We start from the raw sequence: 17,852 nt of genomic DNA on the forward strand, positions 1-17,852 counted from the left end.
GGCAGGTTCGCCGGAGAGCCGGTCCAGAGTGGCGTCGCTCTCGTTCAGTCGCCCTGTTGCGTACGCTGCGCCGCAGGATTAAGCGCGTCGGCAAGGCTCATGCGGGCGGAGCCGGGCTTCAACGGCTTCTGCTGGCTCTCATGCGGAGCCCAGCCGGACGCATAGATCACGCTGAAAGTCGCGCGGATTCGGCTGTCCGGATCGGCAAAGCGCGTCGCATAGAGTTCTGCAGCCCTTAGGAAGAACTGCCTCGAGACGGGGCGCCGGCTGCGCGTTGCCAGCGGATTGGTCATGCCCATGGCCCGCAGGTCCTTCATCAGGTCAAAGAGCGAGGCGTAGCGTACCGTGTAGGTCTCGACGTCCGTCACGGGAAGGGCGAGGCCGGCGCGCTGCAGCAGGGCGCCGATGTCGCGTACGTCTGCGAAGGGAACGACGCGGGGGCTGGCTCCGCCGGTCAGTTCGCTCTCCGCTTCGAGCAGAACCTCGCGCAACTCCTGCAACGTGCCGGCGCCGGGAATGGCCGCGAGGAAGAGTCCATCCGGGGAGAGCGCGCGGCGGATCTGGATGAAGGCGCCGGGCGTGTCGTTGGTCAGATGCAGCGCAAGCGGCGAGACAATGAGGTTCATCTCGCCTGGAGCAAGCGGAACGGTTTCGAGCGTGGCGACCTGCCCGTCGGCAGGGGCGAGTCCTTCCATTTCGACGCGCGTGACGGCGCCGACCTTGCCGGTCGCCTTCAGGGCTGCGGCGACGGCCGGGGTGGCGCCATGCAGCACGGCGGCCTTTTCGAACCGGCGCTCGACCACGGCAAGGCGCCCGGCAAGCTCGTCGGCAACCAGATTCATCAGAAAATCGGCACCCGGCACCGCGGCACGCACCGCGCGATGGCGACGCTGCGCGATCAGCGGCTGGTCAAAGATGGTTTCCACGTTATGGTTCCTTCTGGCAGCGCTCGGATCAGCAAGCCACATCCTACTGGCTTCTCCGGTCGCCGCACCTTGAAGCGTGCCGTCATTGCAAAACCGCTACGGATTTTTGCGCGACATGTTTCGTCCTGAATGGCGAGGCCGGAGGGTGAAGTCAACCATGGGGGACAACGAGGACACATGGCGCCTCGGGGGCAAGGCAGGCCTTCCAGCGGCGTGGCTGCGGCGTGCCGGCCGATCCGTCCTGGACGCCGTCTTTCCGCCCGTCTGCGTTTCGTGCAACCGCCTCGTTTCGACGCCGCAAGCGCTTTGCCCCATCTGCTGGTCCGGCCTCACCTTCCTCGAAAAGCCCTATTGCCCCGTGCTGGGCCTGCCCTTTGCGCATGATCTCGGTGACGGCGTCCTGTCGGTGGAAGCAATCGCCGATCCGCCCGTCTTCGAGCGGTTGCGCAGCGCCGTCGTCTACGAGGGCGCGGCGCGTCACCTCGTTCATTCCCTAAAATATGCCGATCGGGGCGATCTTGCACCGATGATGGCGTCCTGGATGCTGCGGGCCTCGGACGGGCTCGTGGATGGGTGCGAGGGCATCGTCGCCGTTCCGCTGCACCGATACCGGCTCTGGCGCCGCCGGTTCAACCAGTCGGCGGATCTGGCCCGGCACATCGCCACCCTTTCCGGCCGGCCGTTTCTTGCCCATGCGCTCATCCGGCAGCGGCGCACGCTGACGCAGGTCGGTCTTGGCGCCCGCGCCCGCGTCGAGAATGTGCGCGGCGCCTTTCGGGTGCCGGTCGACGAGGCCGGCGTCCTTGTCGGCAAGCGCCTCCTTCTTATCGACGATGTCTATACGACCGGCGCGACGGTGGAGGCGGCGAGCCGCGCGCTTCTGAAGGCCGGCGCTGTTTCCGTTTCGGTTTTGACCTTTGCAAGAGCCCTGCCCGGTCATATATGAGAGGAGCGGCCATGGAATGGCGCAGCCGCGTCGGTCAACGGCGCCCTGCCTCCCTGGCCCCGGTCTTTTCGCAGTCCGGCCGCAAGGCGAAGGCTTTGCGGCCGGACTGCCCCAACGAGCAGGATAATCATGGCCTCGGTCGTCATCTACACACGTCAGTTTTGCGGCTATTGCTCCGCAGCCAAGAAGCTTCTGGAAACGAAGGGCGTCTCGTTCGTCGAGCACGACGCGACCAATGCGCCGGAGATCCGCCAGGAAATGATCAAGCGCGCCAATGGTGGCTCCACCTTCCCTCAGATCTTCATCAACGACACCCATGTCGGCGGTTGCGACGACCTGCATGCGCTGGACCGCGCCGGCAAACTCGACGACATGCTGGCGGCGTGACACGAAAGGACGGCGCGATGACGATCAAGGTGGCAGCCGTGCAGATGTGCTCTGGGGTTGATCCCGAGCGCAATGCCGCGGCAATGGAGCGCCTCGTGCGCGAGGCCGCCGGTCATGGCGCGCGCTATATCCAGACGCCAGAAATGACGGGCGCCGTTCAGGCCGACCGGTCCGGTCTTCGCGCCGTGCTGAAGGCGGAGGGCGACGACCTGATCGTCAAGACCGCGGCGCGGCTGGCCGGCGAGCTCGGCGTTCACCTTCACATCGGTTCGACCGCCATTGCGCTTGCCGACGGCAAGATCGCCAATCGCGGCTTTCTCTTCGGGCCTGACGGCGCCAAGCTGCTGCATTACGACAAGATCCACATGTTCGACGTCGATCTCGACAATGGCGAGAGCTGGCGCGAAAGTGCGGCCTACACTCCGGGGGCATGCGCCCGCGTGGCGGCGCTTCCCTTCGGCACGATGGGCTTTGCCATTTGCTACGATGTGCGGTTCCCCGAGCTTTTCCGCTCGCAGGCTGTCGCGGGTGCGGAGATCATGACGGTTCCGGCTGCCTTTACGAAGCAGACGGGCGAGGCGCACTGGGAAATTCTGCTGAGAGCCCGCGCCATCGAAAACGGCGTCTTCGTCATCGCGGCTGCCCAGGCCGGCAAGCATGAGGACGGGCGCGAGACCTTCGGCCACTCGCTGGTCATTGATCCCTGGGGACGCGTGCTCGGCATGGCCGACGGCGCTGGCGAGGCGATCGTAATCGCAGAGGTCGATGCGTCGCAATCGGCTGCCGCGCGCGCCAAGATTCCCAATTTGAAGAATGCCCGCAGCTTCACGGTGGAGACCGTTGACGCGGGCCTGGCAGGGGGCAAGGCCGCTTGATCCGCTATCAGCTCTCCTGCGATCAGGCCCATGCCTTCGAAGGATGGTTTTCGAATTCGGACGATTTCGACCGGCAGGTTGCGACGGGCTTCCTGACCTGCCCTGTCTGCGGTTCCCCGCATGTGTCCAAGGCGCTGATGGCGCCGTCCGTTTCCACCGCGCGCGGCAAGGAACAGCGCCAGCAGGTGGTGATGGATGCGGCGCGCAGCGAAGTCATCTCCAAGATGCGCGAGATGGTGCAGACGATCCGCGCCAATGCCGAGGATGTCGGAGAGCGTTTTCCGGAGGAAGCGCGGCGTATCCATTATGGCGAGGCGGAGCAGCGGGGCCTCATCGGTCAGGCGAGCCTGAAGGAGGCTGCGGCGCTCATCGAAGAAGGCATCGAGATCGCGCCGCTGCCGGTTCTGCCGGAAGATGCGAACTGAACGCTCAGGCTTCGCCAGCGACGTCCTTGGCACGGCGCGCGATCATCATGTAGTTCACGTCCATGTCCGCGGAGAGATTCCACTGATTGGAGAAGGGGTTGAAAAATACCCCCGTGCGGTCCGTGACGGTCAATCCGGCGCTCCCGAGCGGACCTTCGATCTCCTCCGGCTTCACCAGCTTTTCATACTGATGCGTACCCTTTGGCAGCCAGCGGAGCACGGTCTCGGCGGCGAAAATGGCGAGCGCGCCGGCCTTCATCGTGCGGTTGATGGTGGCAACGAACATCATGCCGCCGGGGCGCACCATCGAGGCGCAGGTGGAGAGGAAGAAGGGCACGTCGGAGACGTGCTCGACGACTTCCATGTTGAGGATGATGTCGAAGGTCTCGCCGGCTTCGGCCAGCGCTTCGGCCGTCACGGCGCGATAATCGACGGAGACGCCGCTCATGGACGCATGAGTCTCGGCGATGCGGATGTTCTTCTCCGATGCGTCAGCCCCGACTACCTCGGCGCCGAGCCGGGCCATGGGCTCGGACAACAGGCCGCCGCCGCAGCCGATGTCGAGCAGACGCAGCCCGGCGAGCGGTTTTGGAGCGTGCGTATCGCGACCGAAGTTTTCCGAGGCCTTGTCCCTGATATAGCCAAGCCGGACGGGATTGAACTTGTGCAGCGGCCGGAACTTGCCCTTGGGGTTCCACCACTCGGCGGCAAGCGCGGAGAAGCGGTCGACTTCGCTCTGGTCGATGGTGGTGCGGGCGGTCTCGGTCATGGCGGTTTCCGTTCATCGGTCGTGCATCTGTCTCGTGAACAGGTCGGGCAGGCGGGCCCGCAAGTCAAGTGCGACGGATTTTCCTACGTATTGCGTGGTCGGGCGGATTGACGGCTATCGCTTCTGGCTTCGTGCCATTGCACGCCTGTCGCACATCCGCTAAGAGACCGCCGTCTTCCCCGGCCGCGGCGCCTTTCGCTGGCGGCCTTCACGCATACCGGTAGAAGCCATGGCACGCATCGTGATGAAATTCGGCGGGACCTCCGTCGCTGATCTCAACCGCATCCACAATGTGGCCCGCCATGTGAAACGCGAGGTCGATGCCGGCCACGAGGTGGCTGTCGTCGTGTCCGCCATGTCCGGCAAGACCAACGAACTGGTCGCCTGGGTGCAGGGCATGCCGAAGGTGACGGGGGCGGAATCGCCTTTCTACGATGCGCGCGAATATGATGCCGTGGTCGCCTCCGGCGAACAGGTCACCTCCGGGCTTCTGGCCATCGCGTTGCAGTCGATGGGCATCAATGCCCGCTCCTGGCAGGGCTGGCAGATCGCGATCAAGACCGACAATGCGCATGGTTCGGCCCGCATCCAGGAGATCGACGGCACCGACATCATCCGCCGCATGGGCGAGGGTCAGGTGGCCGTCATCGCCGGCTTCCAGGGCATCGGCCCGGACAACCGCATCGCGACGCTCGGGCGCGGCGGTTCGGATACGTCGGCGGTGGCGATCGCGGCGGCAGTCAAGGCCGATCGCTGCGACATTTATACCGATGTCGATGGCGTCTACACGACCGACCCGCGCATCGAGCCCAAGGCACGCCGCCTGAAGAAGATCGCCTTCGAGGAAATGCTCGAAATGGCCTCTCTCGGCGCCAAGGTGCTGCAGGTGCGCTCGGTGGAGCTTGCCATGGTGCACAAGGTGCGCACCTTCGTGCGCTCGTCTTTCGAAGATCCCGATGCGCCGGGCATGGGCGATCTCATGAACCCGCCCGGTACGCTGATTTGTGATGAGGATGAAATCGTGGAACAGGAAGTCGTCACCGGAATCGCCTATGCCAAGGATGAAGCGCAGATCTCGCTGCGGCGCGTTGCCGACCGTCCCGGAGTGTCGGCCGCGATCTTCGGCCCGCTGGCCGAAGCCCACATCAACGTCGACATGATCGTCCAGAACATTTCCGAGGACGGCTCGAAGACCGACATGACCTTCACCGTGCCTTCGGGCGACGTGGACAAGGCGCTGAAGGTTCTCGAAGACGCCAAGGCGCAGGTCGGTTTCGACATCATCCAGAGCGAATCGGGCCTCGTGAAGGTTTCGGTCATCGGCATCGGCATGCGCAGCCACGCCGGCGTTGCGGCGACCGCTTTCAAGGCACTTGCCGAAAAAGGCATCAACATCAAGGCGATCACGACGTCGGAAATCAAGATTTCCATCCTGATCGATGGCGCCTATGCAGAACTTGCGGTTCGCACTTTGCATTCCGTCTACGGTCTGGATAAGACTTGATCGAAGCGGTTCGCAAGGGCCGGCGACGGACGAAAGCCCGCCGTCGGCATTAGACGTCGCTGACGAACAAGTTCTTCCGGTGGAGCCTACGCGATGAGAGATCTCTCCGCGGGTCCGCGCGTTCTTCTCAGGCGGCTGCGCGAACTTATGGCGGAGCCGCTCGAGCCGCAGGAGCGCCTTGACCAGATCGTACGCCAGATCGCCAGCAACATGGTGGCCGAGGTGTGCTCGGTCTATGTCCTGCGCTCGGATGGCGTGCTGGAGCTCTACGCCACCGAGGGTCTGAACCGGGAAGCCGTTCACCTGTCGCAGTTGAAGATGGGGCAGGGCCTCGTCGGCACGATCGCGGCCTCGGCGCAGCCGCTCAATCTCTCCGATGCGCAGGCCCATCCGGCCTTCGCCTATCTCCCTGAAACGGGCGAAGAGATATACCACTCCTTCCTTGGTGTACCGATCCTCAGGACCGGACGCGCCCTCGGCGTTCTCGTCGTGCAGAACAAGGCGAGCCGCACCTATCGCGATGACGAGGTGGAGGCGCTCGAGACGACCGCCATGGTCATGGCGGAAATGGTCGCCTCGGGCGACCTGAAGAAGATCACCCGTCCCGGTCTCGAGCTTGACCTGTCGCGTCCCGTCTCCATCGATGGCGCCAGCTTCGGCGAAGGCATCGGGCTCGGCTACGTCGTGCTGCACGAGCCGCGCATCGTCGTGACGAACCTCCTGAACGAGGACAGCGAGCACGAATTGCAGCGTCTGGCCGAAGCGCTCGGCTCGCTGCGCATCTCCATCGACGACATGCTGTCGCGCCGCGATGTTTCCATGGAGGGCGAGCACCGCGCGGTGCTCGAGACCTACCGCATGTTCGCCCATGACCGCGGCTGGGTGCGCAAGCTGGAAGAGGCGATCCGCAACGGCCTGACGGCGGAAGCGGCGGTCGAGCGGGTGCAGAGCGAGACGAAGGCGCGCATGATGCGCCTGACGGATCCCTATCTGCGCGAGCGCATGCACGATTTCGACGATCTCGCCAACCGGTTGCTGCGCCAGTTGACCGGTTATGGCGCGAAGATGTCGGCCAAGGATTTCCCGGACGACGCCATCATCGTGGCGCGTGCCATGGGCGCGGCGGAGCTGCTCGACTATCCGCGCCAGAATGTGCGCGGCCTCGTGCTGGAAGACGGCGCTGTGACGAGCCACGTCGTGATCGTTGCGCGCGCCATGGGCGTGCCGATCGTCGGGCAGGCGGCCGGCGTGGTGGCACTTGCCGAAAACGGCGATGCGATCATCATCGATGGCGATGACGGCAAGGTACATCTGCGCCCGGTTCAGGATTTGCAGAACGCCTATGGTGACAAGGTACGCTTCCGCGCCCGCCGGCAGGCGCAGTTCCGGGCGCTGCGCGATGTCGAGACGAAAACGCAGGATGGCCTTCCCATCTCGCTCCAGATGAATGCCGGGCTTCTGGTCGATCTGCCGCATCTGCCGGAATCGGGGGCGGCCGGCATAGGGCTCTTCCGTACCGAGCTGCAATTCATGATCGCCTCCACCATGCCGAAGATGGAGGAGCAGGAAGCCTTCTACCGGCAGGTGCTGAAACAGGCCGGCGGCAAGCCCGTGACGTTCCGCACGCTCGATATCGGCGGCGACAAGGTCGTTCCCTACTTCCGTGCCACGGAAGAGGAAAACCCCGCGCTCGGCTGGCGGGCCATCCGCCTGTCGCTCGATCGCCCGGGCCTTTTGCGCACGCAGTTGCGGGCAATGCTCAGGGCCGCCGCCGGCAACGAGCTGAAGCTGATGCTGCCGATGGTGACGGAGGTGTCGGAACTGCGCGACGTCCGCGCCCTGTTGCAGAAGGAAATCGAGCGCCAGTCGAAGCTTGGCGAGCAATTGCCGCGCAAGCTGCAGTTCGGGGCCATGCTGGAAGTGCCAGCGCTGCTGTGGCAGCTGGACGAACTGATGGCGGAGGTGGATTTCGTCTCGGTCGGCTCCAACGATCTCTTCCAGTTCAGCATGGCGGTGGATCGCGGCAATGCCCGTGTTTCGGATCGCTTCGATGTGCTCGGCAAGCCGTTCCTGCGGATCCTGCGCGACATTGCGCGCGCCGGCCTGCGAAACGAGACGCCGGTGACATTGTGCGGTGAGATGGCCGGCAAGCCGCTCTGCGCCATGGCGCTGTTCGGCATCGGTTTCCGCGCCGTTTCCATGTCGCCGATCTCCATCGGTCCGGTGAAAGCCATGCTGTTGCAGCTCGATGCCGGCAAGCTAGCCGAACAGCTGAATGCCGCTCTCGACGACCACGCCGATGTCACGGCCTCGCTTCGGCCGATGCTGACGGAGTTTGCGGCAAAGAACGGCATTCCCGTCTAGCGACCCAACGGACACGACTGTTCACGCGCCTCCGCGCGCCCGGGACGCGGCTGTCACGTGATCCCGAATACCGATGATCTGGAGTACCCATGCCCACATTGCCCGTGGAAAAGATGCGCGAACTGGAACGCCGCTTCGGCGAGATCGAGGCGCGCATGTCGGAAGGCCCGGCGGCGGATGTCTATGTGAAGCTGGCCTCCGAATATTCCGAACTTCAACCCGTCGTGACGAAGATCCGCGCCTATGAGAAGGCGCAGGCCGATCTTGCCGAGATCGAGACGCTGCTCGCCGACCGCACCACGGACCGCGACATGCGCGAGCTGGCCGAAGCCGAGCGCCCCGAGATGGTCGAGACGATTGAGGCTCTGGAAAAGGACATGCAGGTGCTCCTGCTGCCGAAGGATGCCGCGGACGAAAAGAGCGCCATCCTCGAAATCCGTGCCGGCACGGGCGGCTCGGAGGCGGCTCTTTTTGCCGGCGATCTCTTCCGCATGTACGACCGGTATGCGGCAGCGAATGGCTGGCGGGTCGAGGTTCTCTCGGCCAGCGAAGGCGAAGCCGGCGGCTACAAGGAAATCATCGCGACCGTGACCGGGCGCGGCGTCTTTGCCAAGCTGAAATTCGAATCCGGCGTGCACCGTGTGCAGCGCGTGCCGGAGACGGAAGCGGGGGGACGTATTCACACCTCGGCGGCCACCGTTGCCGTGCTGCCGGAGGCCGAAGAGATCGACATCGAGATCCGGGCCGAAGATATCCGCATCGATACGATGCGCTCCTCCGGCGCGGGCGGCCAGCACGTCAACACGACGGACTCGGCCGTGCGCATCACGCACTTGCCGACCGGCCTCATCGTCACCAGCTCGGAAAAGTCCCAGCACCAGAACCGCGCGAAAGCCATGCAGGTGCTGCGCTCGCGTCTCTACGACATGGAGCGCCAGCGCGCCGACAGCGAGCGCTCCGCCGACCGCCGCAGCCAGGTCGGCTCGGGCGATCGGTCGGAACGCATCCGCACCTATAACTTCCCACAGGGGCGCGTCACCGATCACCGCATCAACCTCACGCTCTACAAGCTGGACCGGATGATGGAGGGTGAGATCAACGAAATCGTCGATGCGCTCATCGCAGACCACCAGGCCGGACTTCTGGCGCAGCTCTCCGAACAGGGGCTTTGAGCGCCTTGGCCGGGACGATCGACGCGTTGCTCCTCGCATGCCGCCGGAGGCTTGCCGATGGCGGGGTCGCGGAGGCGGGGCGCGAGGCGCGGATTCTCGTCGCCGGCCTGCTTGATTTCACGGCCACCGACCTTCTGACGCGCGGCGGCGATGTGGTTTCTGACGATGCGGCGGCTCGGATCGAGGCGGGGCTGGCGCGGCGCCTTGCCGGCGAACCGGTGCATCGCATCCTCGGTCGGCGTGACTTTCGCGGACTGACGCTGCTTCTGTCGGCCGAAACGCTGGAGCCGCGACCGGATACGGAGTGTCTCGTCGACGCCGTCGGGCCACTGGTTGCCGATTGCGTGGCCCGGACAGGCGGCTGCCGCATTCTCGATCTCGGCACCGGCACGGGCGCCATCATCCTCGCGCTCCTTGATGAACATCCCCTGGCGCGCGGCGTTGCCGTCGATCTTAGCGCCGATGCGCTGGCAACGGCCACCGCGAATGCTGAGCGTCACGGGCTGGTCTCCCGATTTGGAGCCTGCCGGAGCGACTGGTTTTCTGCCGTTGATGGCGTGTTCGACGTGATCGTCTCAAATCCGCCTTACATTGCGAGCAGTATCGTGGATGTGCTCGAACCTGATGTTCGGGATCACGATCCCCGCCTCGCGTTGGACGGGGGAGCGGATGGGCTTGATGCCTACCGGGTGATTGCAGCGCAGAGCAGGCGCCATCTCACGCAACAGGGATTCATCGGGCTGGAAATCGGCTACGATCAGGACAACGCGGTCGTTGATCTCTTCGAGGGTTTTGACTTTCGTCTCGTGCAGCGGGCGAGGGATCTCGGCGGACGAGACCGGGTGCTGGTGTTTCAGCCGCGCAACTGACTTAAAAAGCGGTTGATATCATGTTGCACCTGCTCGCATAGTTTTAGCACCGCAAAAGAAAAGGCTTGGAATCCTTGAGCAAGCGCGCTAGTTTCCCCTCGCGCACTGGGCAGAAAGTCATCAGCAGAAGATTCGCTTCGCGATGATCAGGCCAAGGGGATTGCTCTCTCACCAGAGTGGCTAGGGTTCGAAAGTGCCCGGTGCGGGTATCTGGTAATCTGGGAAAACCATTAGCGGCAGCCGCATGAGACGGCATGTCAGCGGCGCGAATGTGCCCGTCCACAGACCCTGGCGGGACGCGATACGTGCCATCACTCCATTATCAAAAGAGACTTCAGGTGAACGGAACGATGAGGCCAGGACAGCAAAACAAGCGCGGCCGCGGGCGTAACAACAATAATAATAACAACAATAATAACAATAACAACAACCATAACCGGAAAGGCGCCAACCCGCTGACCCGGACCTATGACAGCTCCGGCCCCGACGTGAAGATCCGCGGCACGGCCCAGCACATTGCAGAAAAGTACGCCACGCTTGCTCGCGATGCGCAGAGCGCCGGCGACCGCGTCATGGCGGAAAACTATCTGCAGCACGCCGAGCACTATAATCGCATCATTGCCGCCGCCCAGGCGCAGATGCAGGAGCGCTTCCAGCACAACGAACGCGCAGACTACAACGATCGCGACCAGGACGATGTCGATGGCGTCGACATGGACGACGTGGCTGACGTCGTGGTTCAGCAGCCGCAGCATCAGCCGCGCCAGAACGGCCGCGATCGCGACCATCAAAATCGCGAGCAGCAGCCGCGCGAGGGCCAGAATCGTGACGGCCAATCCCGGGATGGGCAGTCTCGTGATGGGCAGGCCCGTGACGCACAGCCGCGGGACAATCAGGCCCGTGAAGGCCGAGAGCCACGCGCACCGCGTGAAGCCCGCGAACCGCGCGTGCCCGCAGCGCAGCCGGTTGAAGCGGCGGTCGTTGCTCCCGCCGTCATCGACGGCACGGGCCCGCAGCCTGAAATCGAAGGTATCCCGGCCGAAGTCGCCATCGGCGAAGAGGGAGCCGAGGCGGCTGCCGCTCCCCGTCAGCCGCGTCGCCGTGCCCCGGTGCGCCCGCGTCGTCCGCGCCGCACCAGTGGCGAGGCCGGTGAAGGCGGAGACGGCAATGACGGCGGCCAGCCGGTCCTGGAGCCGGCTTCGGAGTAAGACGATCGTGTCGGAGACGATGCGTCTCCGGCCCTGATACTTAAAACGGGTGTCCGCGGTCGCGCGGGCACCCGTTTGGTTTTTGATGACTGATTGAGCAGTGCGCGCACCCCGCTGCATTGACGTGCTACTGACCTGCGGATTTCCAAGGAGGGAGCTTTTCCGGGTCGCCTGACCCGGCTACATCATACCCGCACAGGGAGATCGTGTTCCGTGTGTTGCGCAGGTTTGGGTTAAGGGTGTCGATGGGGCATCAGATTTACGGGATCGATTTCACGTCCGCCCCCCGTGCGGGCAAGCCACTTCGATGCGCCGAATGCGTGCTGGATGGCGCTCGTCTCACGCTGGTGTCTTTTCAGGCATGGCCTGATTTTGCCGGATTCGAGGCGTTCCTGGCCAGTCCCGGACCGTGGGTGGCCGGACTTGATTTTCCTTTTGGCCAATCGCGGATTTTCGTGGAAAACATCGGATGGCCAAGGGATTGGGCCGCTTATGCGCGCTACGTCGCCACCCTTGAACGCACAGTGTTCTGCGAGGTCCTCGAACGCTATAAGGCGGATCGGCTCGACGGTGATCGCGAACATCGCCGGCGCGTCGATGTCCTTGCTGGAGCCATAAGCCCTCAAAAGCTCTACGGTGTGCCCGTCGGCAAGATGTTTTATGAGGGAAGCCGCCGTCTCGTCGCGTCGGGCGTTCATCTTCCCCTCCTGATGCCGGGAGACCGCGAACGGGTTATTCTGGAAGCCTATCCAGGTGTGATTGCCCGGTTCCTGATCGGGCGAGAATCTTACAAGACCGATACGCGTCGGAAGCAGAAACCTTCCCATATCCAGGCCCAGCGCGCGATTGTGAGCGCCTTGAAAACGAAGCGTTTCAGCGATGTCTATGGTCTGGAGGTTTGCCTGCCGGCCGATTTTGAACCCGAGCCGAGCGGCGATCGTCTCGACGCCGTGTTGTGTGCGATCCAGGTGGCGGCCGCGTTCCTCAAGCGCGATACCAATTTCGGCATCCCTGATCATGCGGACCCGCTCGAAGGCTGGATTTGCGATCCGACATTGTGCTGATCACGGGGCCACGTTCCCTCCACACAATCAGCAAAAAAGTCGCGTTACGGCCGCTCCTGTCTTTAATTTCGAAACACCGTCTCCCATATGTTTTTCAACGGATTGATCGGCCGCAAGGCCGGGTCTTCTCCCGAATGCGAAGCTCGCCGACAGGGAGCTTTCCTCAACCGTCGTCCGATGCCTTTGGAGGGTCGGGCGAGACATGGAGGTGTCATATGAACATCGAGAAATATTCCGAACGCGTGCGCGGTTTCCTGCAGTCCGCCCAGACCTATGCGCTTGCACAGGGCCATCAGCAGTTCACCGCCGAGCACGTGCTCAAAGTGCTTCTGGACGACGACCAGGGCATGGCCGCCTCGCTGATCGAGCGGGCCGGCGGCAGCGCCAAGGATGCCAAGGTCGCCACCGAAGTGGCCCTCGGCAAGCTGCCGAAGGTCACCGGCGGCAATGGCTCCGTCTATCTGTCGCAGCCGCTCGCCCGCGTCTTCTCGACCGCCGAAGAGGCCGCGAAGAAGGCCGGCGACAGCTTCGTCACCGTCGAACGGCTGCTTCTAGCGCTTGCGATCGAGACTTCTGCCGCCACCTCGGGCATCCTGTCCAAGGCTGGCGTCACGCCCGCCAAGCTCAACCAGGTCATCAACGAGATCCGCAAGGGCCGCACCGCCGACAGCGCCAATGCCGAGCAGGGCTTCGACTCCCTGAAGAAGTACGCGCGCGACCTGACGGCCGATGCGCGGGACGGCAAGCTCGACCCGGTGATCGGCCGCGACGACGAGATCCGCCGCACGATCCAGGTTCTTTCGCGCCGCACCAAGAACAACCCCGTGCTGATCGGTGAGCCCGGCGTCGGCAAGACGGCGATCGCCGAAGGACTTGCGCTGCGTATCGTCAATGGCGACGTGCCGGAAAGCCTGAAGGACAAGCGCCTGATGGCGCTCGACATGGGCGCGCTGATTGCCGGTGCGAAGTTCCGCGGCGAATTCGAAGAGCGGCTGAAGGCCGTTCTCAACGAAGTGCAGTCGGAAAACGGCGAGATCATCCTGTTCATCGACGAGATGCACACGCTGGTGGGTGCCGGCAAGGCCGAGGGCGCGATGGATGCATCGAACCTCCTGAAGCCGGCGCTTGCACGTGGCGAGCTGCATTGCGTCGGTGCGACCACGCTCGAGGAATACCGCAAGCATGTCGAAAAGGATGCCGCGCTCGCCCGCCGCTTCCAGCCGGTGATGGTGGACGAGCCGACGGTGGAGGATACGATCTCCATCCTGCGCGGCCTGAAGGAAAAGTATGAGCAGCACCACAAGGTGCGGATTTCCGATTCCGCCCTGGTGGCCGCCGCGACCCTTTCCAACCGCTACATCACCGACCGCTTCCTGCCGGACAAGGCGATCGACCTCATGGACGAAGCGGCCTCGCGCCTGCGCATGCAGGTGGATTCCAAGCCCGAGGAGCTGGACGAACTCGACCGGCGCATCATCCAGCTCAAGATCGAGCGGGAAGCGTTGAAGAAGGAGTCCGATCGCGCCTCGCAGGATCGTCTCGCCAAGCTGGAGCTGGACCTCACCTCGATCGAGGAACAGGCCGATGCGCTGACCGCGCGCTGGCAATCGGAAAAGCAGAAGCTCGGCCTTGCCGCCGATCTGAAGCGGCAGCTAGACGAGGCGCGCAACGAGCTCGCCATCGCCCAGCGCAAGGGTGAGTTCCAGCGCGCTGGCGAACTGGCCTATGGGGTCATTCCGAAGCTCGAAAAGGAGCTTTCGGATGCGGAAGCGCAGGACAGCAACACGAATGCGATGGTGCAGGAGGTCGTGACCCCCGACAACATCGCCCATATCGTGTCGCGCTGGACCGGCATTCCCGTCGACAAGATGCTGGAAGGCGAGCGGGACAAGCTGCTTCGGATGGAAGACGAGATCGGCAAATGGGTCGTCGGCCAGGGCGATGCCGTGCAGGCGGTCTCGCGTGCCGTGCGTCGCTCGCGCGCCGGGCTGCAGGATCCGAACCGGCCGATCGGCTCGTTCATCTTCCTTGGGCCCACCGGCGTCGGCAAGACGGAACTGACCAAGGCGCTCGCCCGCTTCCTCTTCGACGATGATACCGCGCTCGTCCGTCTCGACATGTCGGAATATATGGAGAAACACTCCGTATCCCGCCTGATCGGGGCGCCTCCCGGCTATGTCGGCTATGAGGAAGGTGGTGCGCTGACGGAAGCCGTGCGGCGCAAGCCTTACCAGGTCGTGCTGTTCGACGAGATCGAGAAGGCGCATCCGGATGTTTTCAACGTTCTCCTGCAGGTGCTCGATGACGGGCGGCTGACGGACGGTCAGGGACGCACGGTCGACTTCAAGAACACGATGATCATCATGACCTCGAACCTCGGGGCCGAGTATCTGACGGGCCTTGGCGAAAACGAGGACAGCGAGGCGGTTCGCGAGCAGGTGATGGGCGTGGTGCGTGCCTCGTTCCGGCCGGAGTTCCTGAACCGTGTCGATGAGATCATCCTGTTCCACAAGCTGCGCCGCAGCGAGATGGGCGCGATCGTCGAGATCCAGCTGGAGCGTCTGCGCCGGCTGCTTGCCGACCGCAAGATCAGCGTCGAGCTCGATGTGGATGCGAGGGCTTGGCTTGCAGACAAGGGCTATGATCCCGTCTATGGCGCCCGGCCGCTGAAGCGCACGATCCAGAAATTCGTGCAGGATCCGCTTGCCGAGAAGATCCTTGGCGGTGAAATCCCGGACGGCTCGATCGTCACGGTGACGGCCGGTTCCGACCGGCTGCTCTTCCGGCCCCGCGCCGACGAGGGCCGCGAGGCGGCGTAATGGCGATGACGTCCGTGTAAAACAGAAGAGGGCGGTCCGCAGGGGCCGCCCTTTTTCGTCATTCTCAGCCGATTGCGGCGCTCACTATTGCTGGCTGGCCAGTTCGTCGGCCGGCTTGTCCTTGCGCAGCAACTGGTCGATGCGGTCGCGCTCCTTTTCGAAGCGGGCGAGAACATCGCCATCGAGCGATTTGCCGCCGGGCAGGCGAACCCGCAGCGGATCCACCTTGTTGCCATTGACGATCAGCTCGTAGTGCAGGTGCGGCCCGGTCGACAGGCCGGTGGTCCCGACCCAGCCGATCACCTGGCCCTGGCGCACCTTGCTGCCCGGTTTCACATCTTTCGCGATGGCGCTCTGGTGGTTGTAGGAGGACACATAGCCGTTGGCGTGTCTGATCAGCGTCTGATTGCCGAAGCCGCCGGAATCCCACCCGGCCTTTTCCACAACGCCGTTGCCGGCGGCGATGATCGGCGTGCCGCGCGGCGCGCGCCAGTCGACGCCGGTGTGCATGCGCGAGAAGCCGAGGATCGGGTGCCGCCGCATGCCGAAGCCGGAGGAGAAGATGCCGTTCGGAACGGGATTGCGCAGCAGGAACTGGCGGATGCTCTTGCCGTTTTCGTCGTAGTAATCGATCGAATTGTCCGAGGGATCCTGGAAGCGATAAAAGCGGGTGTCCTGATCGCCGAAATGGGCGTGCACGTAGAGAAGTTCGGATTCATCCGTCGCCCGCCCGCTCTCGTCCTCGACCGAGAAGAAGGCTTCAAGACTGTCGGAGGGGCGAAGCTGCGCCTGGAAATCGACATTGCTCGCCAGAAGACGGATGACCTGACCGACCATGCTGTCATTCATGCCGTAGGACAGGGCCGCCTGCCAGATGCCGTCATAGACGCGGGGCAGATCGCGGCCGGTGACCTGCACCGGGCTCGACAGACTGTCGAAGGCCGTGGCGACGGCATCGAGATAGGGCGGCTCCTCGCCTTTCACGAAGCGGTTCTTGTCATCGATCGCGATGGTGACGACGTGTTCGCCGCGATTGTAGAGACTGGCGCGCACCACATGGGCGCGCTCGCCGTTCTGGATCACGCCGATGCGCAGAACATTGCCTTCCGACAGCTCGTCACCGTCGAGTTCGGTCGCCATATACTTGCCGACATCGTCTGCCTCGGCCCGGGCATAGCCGGCTGCAACCATGGCATCGGAGACGGACATGTCGCGGCGGATGGGGATCACGTCATCGGCATATTCAGGGCCGGCGGCGGCGACATTGTCAAAGGAGGAGACGGTCATGTTCTCCTCGACGACGCGCGCGGAGAGGCCGCGTAACAGGTCGAGCTGGTCGTCCTGCGAGGCAAAGCGCTGCGGGTCGACATAGGAGAGGGAGGCGACCTGGGTGCTGCCTTCGGTCAGGACGGAGCCGTTGGTGCGCACGTTTTCCTCGACCTCGTCGAGGGACATGGGCGGTGCGTAGACGAGGCCCTTGCCGTCCAGCGGAAAATCCACCGTCTTCAGCGCCACCTCCGACTCGACATCGGAGCCGTAGATGGTGCCGGTGCGCGTCACCTGCGGGACCGCCGTGTCCTTGTCGCTGGAAAAGATCGCGAGCGGATCGAAGCGCGGATAGGACGTGTTGGTCTGATGGCTGGCGGCCAGCTGCATCTTCACATGCATGAAGGGCTGGCGACGCACCACTTCCTTTTCTCCGTCATGGGTCATGGTCGAGACTTCCATGACCGTCTTGTCGGAGGGCTTCGCGACGACGGCAGGCGCGAGCACGCGCCCGCCACGCTTTGCGGTGTTGTTCTGGGCAGGGGTCCCGAGTGCGGCATAGGCCTCGGCAGGGATCGCCAGCTGCTGGCGTCCGTCGAGCGCGGCAAAGAGTGCAACGCCCATGAGCACGCTGGAGGTGATGCCCGTCAGGAAGGTGCCGGAAAGCCAGCGCAGCGATATTTCACGACGGTCCGGCGCCCGGCGACCATCGGCCAGGATGGGTGGCTCTTCGCCGAGCGATCGGATGACGCTTCTATCGCTGTGCATGGATGATGCCATCGCCCGTGTTTTCGTTTCCCATCCTCGCACGGGTTGGGTTGCGCGAAGATGTGCCCGTTTCGGCGCAGCGAGTCAAATCAGCCGCGTGGATCGCCGGGACACCCTGATAGAGTCCGGGAATGTGATGAAGTGAAGGCCGTTTCAAGGCTGCCTCGTCTCACTTAAGAGCAAAGTCGGGGATGAAGCCGGCATTTGCGGGCTTTGTCGTGCAACTGTCATTTTTTTTGAAAAAGGCTGTTGACTTCCCTTCGAGCCGGGAATAGAAACCGCCTCACAGAACGAGGGCGGCGCTGCCGCAGGCGACGGAAGCCTTCGCTCTAGCAAATTCTGATGCATCGACGCTTTGTTGATCATCGCCGAGGCCAAGCTTCGGAGACTCGAATATTGACGGTTTGTTCCGTCTGTTTTTTGACAAGTTTGGATAGAGAGAAAGAGAGACGTGGCCGGCGTGGTCTGCGGGAACCGAAAGGTTCTTGGA

General features: G+C 63.7%; 15 protein-coding genes. 11 read left to right on the forward strand and 4 right to left on the reverse strand.

What is annotated here, in order from left to right:
* Positions 1 to 44 precede the first annotated feature (44 nt).
* Positions 45 to 926, reverse strand: a complete 882-nt coding sequence (locus tag F3H41_RS20470) for a methyltransferase domain-containing protein (RefSeq protein WP_149740594.1) — start codon at positions 924 to 926, stop codon at positions 45 to 47.
* Between the two features lie 157 nt (positions 927 to 1,083).
* On the opposite strand from F3H41_RS20470, the gene F3H41_RS21395 reads away from it, so the two are divergent.
* The 4 genes from F3H41_RS21395 to F3H41_RS20490 all read left to right on the forward strand — a co-directional run bounded on the left by F3H41_RS21395 (position 1,084) and on the right by F3H41_RS20490 (position 3,559).
* Positions 1,084 to 1,872: a ComF family protein gene (locus F3H41_RS21395; RefSeq protein ID WP_244616297.1), complete on the forward strand. Its 789-nt coding sequence runs from the start codon at positions 1,084 to 1,086 to the stop codon at positions 1,870 to 1,872.
* A gap of 129 nt (positions 1,873 to 2,001) precedes the next feature.
* On the forward strand, positions 2,002 to 2,259 hold the full coding sequence (grxC, locus tag F3H41_RS20480; RefSeq protein ID WP_149740596.1) for a glutaredoxin 3: 258 nt from the start codon (positions 2,002 to 2,004) through the stop codon (positions 2,257 to 2,259).
* A gap of 17 nt (positions 2,260 to 2,276) precedes the next feature.
* Positions 2,277 to 3,134, forward strand: a complete 858-nt coding sequence (locus F3H41_RS20485) for a carbon-nitrogen hydrolase family protein (protein WP_149740598.1) — start codon at positions 2,277 to 2,279, stop codon at positions 3,132 to 3,134.
* Positions 3,131 to 3,559 carry a DUF1178 family protein gene (locus F3H41_RS20490; protein WP_149740599.1) on the forward strand — a complete coding sequence of 143 codons (429 nt, stop codon included), beginning with the start codon at positions 3,131 to 3,133 and terminating at the stop codon, positions 3,557 to 3,559. Before F3H41_RS20485 ends, F3H41_RS20490 begins: the two co-directional genes overlap by 4 nt.
* A gap of 4 nt (positions 3,560 to 3,563) precedes the next feature.
* On the opposite strand, the gene ubiG is transcribed toward F3H41_RS20490, so the two are convergent.
* A complete protein-coding gene (gene ubiG, locus F3H41_RS20495) occupies positions 3,564 to 4,328 on the reverse strand; it encodes a bifunctional 2-polyprenyl-6-hydroxyphenol methylase/3-demethylubiquinol 3-O-methyltransferase UbiG (RefSeq protein ID WP_149740601.1) in 765 nt (254 codons plus the stop codon).
* 229 nt (positions 4,329 to 4,557) lie between these two features.
* On the opposite strand from ubiG, the gene F3H41_RS20500 reads away from it, so the two are divergent.
* The 7 genes from F3H41_RS20500 (at position 4,558) to clpB (ending at position 15,328) form a co-directional block, all read left to right on the forward strand.
* Positions 4,558 to 5,832 carry an aspartate kinase gene (locus tag F3H41_RS20500; protein ID WP_149740602.1) on the forward strand — a complete coding sequence of 425 codons (1,275 nt, stop codon included), beginning with the start codon at positions 4,558 to 4,560 and terminating at the stop codon, positions 5,830 to 5,832.
* 93 nt (positions 5,833 to 5,925) lie between these two features.
* The gene (gene ptsP / locus F3H41_RS20505) at positions 5,926 to 8,196 is read left to right on the forward strand and encodes a phosphoenolpyruvate--protein phosphotransferase (RefSeq protein ID WP_149740603.1); all 2,271 of its coding nucleotides are present in this window, start codon (positions 5,926 to 5,928) and stop codon (positions 8,194 to 8,196) included.
* 89 nt (positions 8,197 to 8,285) lie between these two features.
* Positions 8,286 to 9,368 carry a peptide chain release factor 1 gene (prfA, locus tag F3H41_RS20510; protein WP_149740605.1) on the forward strand — a complete coding sequence of 361 codons (1,083 nt, stop codon included), beginning with the start codon at positions 8,286 to 8,288 and terminating at the stop codon, positions 9,366 to 9,368.
* A 5-nt stretch (positions 9,369 to 9,373) separates the two neighbouring features.
* Positions 9,374 to 10,237 (forward strand): peptide chain release factor N(5)-glutamine methyltransferase, encoded by an 864-nt coding sequence (gene prmC / locus F3H41_RS20515; protein WP_149740606.1) that lies wholly within the window; start codon positions 9,374 to 9,376, stop codon positions 10,235 to 10,237.
* A 350-nt stretch (positions 10,238 to 10,587) separates the two neighbouring features.
* On the forward strand, positions 10,588 to 11,445 hold the full coding sequence (locus F3H41_RS20525; RefSeq protein WP_149740613.1) for a DUF4167 domain-containing protein: 858 nt from the start codon (positions 10,588 to 10,590) through the stop codon (positions 11,443 to 11,445).
* 245 nt (positions 11,446 to 11,690) lie between these two features.
* On the forward strand, positions 11,691 to 12,509 hold the full coding sequence (locus F3H41_RS20530) for a DUF429 domain-containing protein (RefSeq protein WP_149740608.1): 819 nt from the start codon (positions 11,691 to 11,693) through the stop codon (positions 12,507 to 12,509).
* A gap of 215 nt (positions 12,510 to 12,724) precedes the next feature.
* Positions 12,725 to 15,328 (forward strand): ATP-dependent chaperone ClpB, encoded by a 2,604-nt coding sequence (gene clpB / locus F3H41_RS20535; RefSeq protein ID WP_149740609.1) that lies wholly within the window; start codon positions 12,725 to 12,727, stop codon positions 15,326 to 15,328.
* An 84-nt stretch (positions 15,329 to 15,412) separates the two neighbouring features.
* Here the strand turns inward: clpB and F3H41_RS20540 are convergent, their stop codons facing one another.
* Together F3H41_RS20540 and F3H41_RS21450 are read right to left on the reverse strand one after the other, a co-directional pair.
* Positions 15,413 to 17,362: a M23 family metallopeptidase gene (locus tag F3H41_RS20540; RefSeq protein ID WP_149740614.1), complete on the reverse strand. Its 1,950-nt coding sequence runs from the start codon at positions 17,360 to 17,362 to the stop codon at positions 15,413 to 15,415.
* 283 nt (positions 17,363 to 17,645) lie between these two features.
* Positions 17,646 to 17,852: hypothetical protein (locus tag F3H41_RS21450; RefSeq protein ID WP_210246684.1), on the reverse strand; the 207-nt coding region annotated here is incomplete at its 5' end.

This window comes from Rhizobium sp. RU20A (assembly GCF_900155885.1).
In the GTDB taxonomy this organism is placed as follows: Bacteria; Pseudomonadota; Alphaproteobacteria; order Rhizobiales; family Rhizobiaceae; genus RU20A.

Coding starts and splice junctions, on each gene's coding strand:
- F3H41_RS21395 (WP_244616297.1), top strand. CDS start 1,084: ATGGGGGACAACGAGGACACATGGCGCCTCGGGGGCAAGGCAGGCCTT.
- grxC (WP_149740596.1), top strand. CDS start 2,002: ATGGCCTCGGTCGTCATCTACACACGTCAGTTTTGCGGCTATTGCTCC.
- F3H41_RS20485 (WP_149740598.1), top strand. CDS start 2,277: ATGACGATCAAGGTGGCAGCCGTGCAGATGTGCTCTGGGGTTGATCCC.
- ubiG (WP_149740601.1), bottom strand. CDS start 4,328: ATGACCGAGACCGCCCGCACCACCATCGACCAGAGCGAAGTCGACCGC.
- F3H41_RS20500 (WP_149740602.1), top strand. CDS start 4,558: ATGGCACGCATCGTGATGAAATTCGGCGGGACCTCCGTCGCTGATCTC.
- ptsP (WP_149740603.1), top strand. CDS start 5,926: ATGAGAGATCTCTCCGCGGGTCCGCGCGTTCTTCTCAGGCGGCTGCGC.
- prfA (WP_149740605.1), top strand. CDS start 8,286: ATGCCCACATTGCCCGTGGAAAAGATGCGCGAACTGGAACGCCGCTTC.
- F3H41_RS20525 (WP_149740613.1), top strand. CDS start 10,588: ATGAGGCCAGGACAGCAAAACAAGCGCGGCCGCGGGCGTAACAACAAT.
- F3H41_RS20530 (WP_149740608.1), top strand. CDS start 11,691: ATGGGGCATCAGATTTACGGGATCGATTTCACGTCCGCCCCCCGTGCG.
- clpB (WP_149740609.1), top strand. CDS start 12,725: ATGAACATCGAGAAATATTCCGAACGCGTGCGCGGTTTCCTGCAGTCC.
- F3H41_RS20540 (WP_149740614.1), bottom strand. CDS start 17,362: ATGCACAGCGATAGAAGCGTCATCCGATCGCTCGGCGAAGAGCCACCC.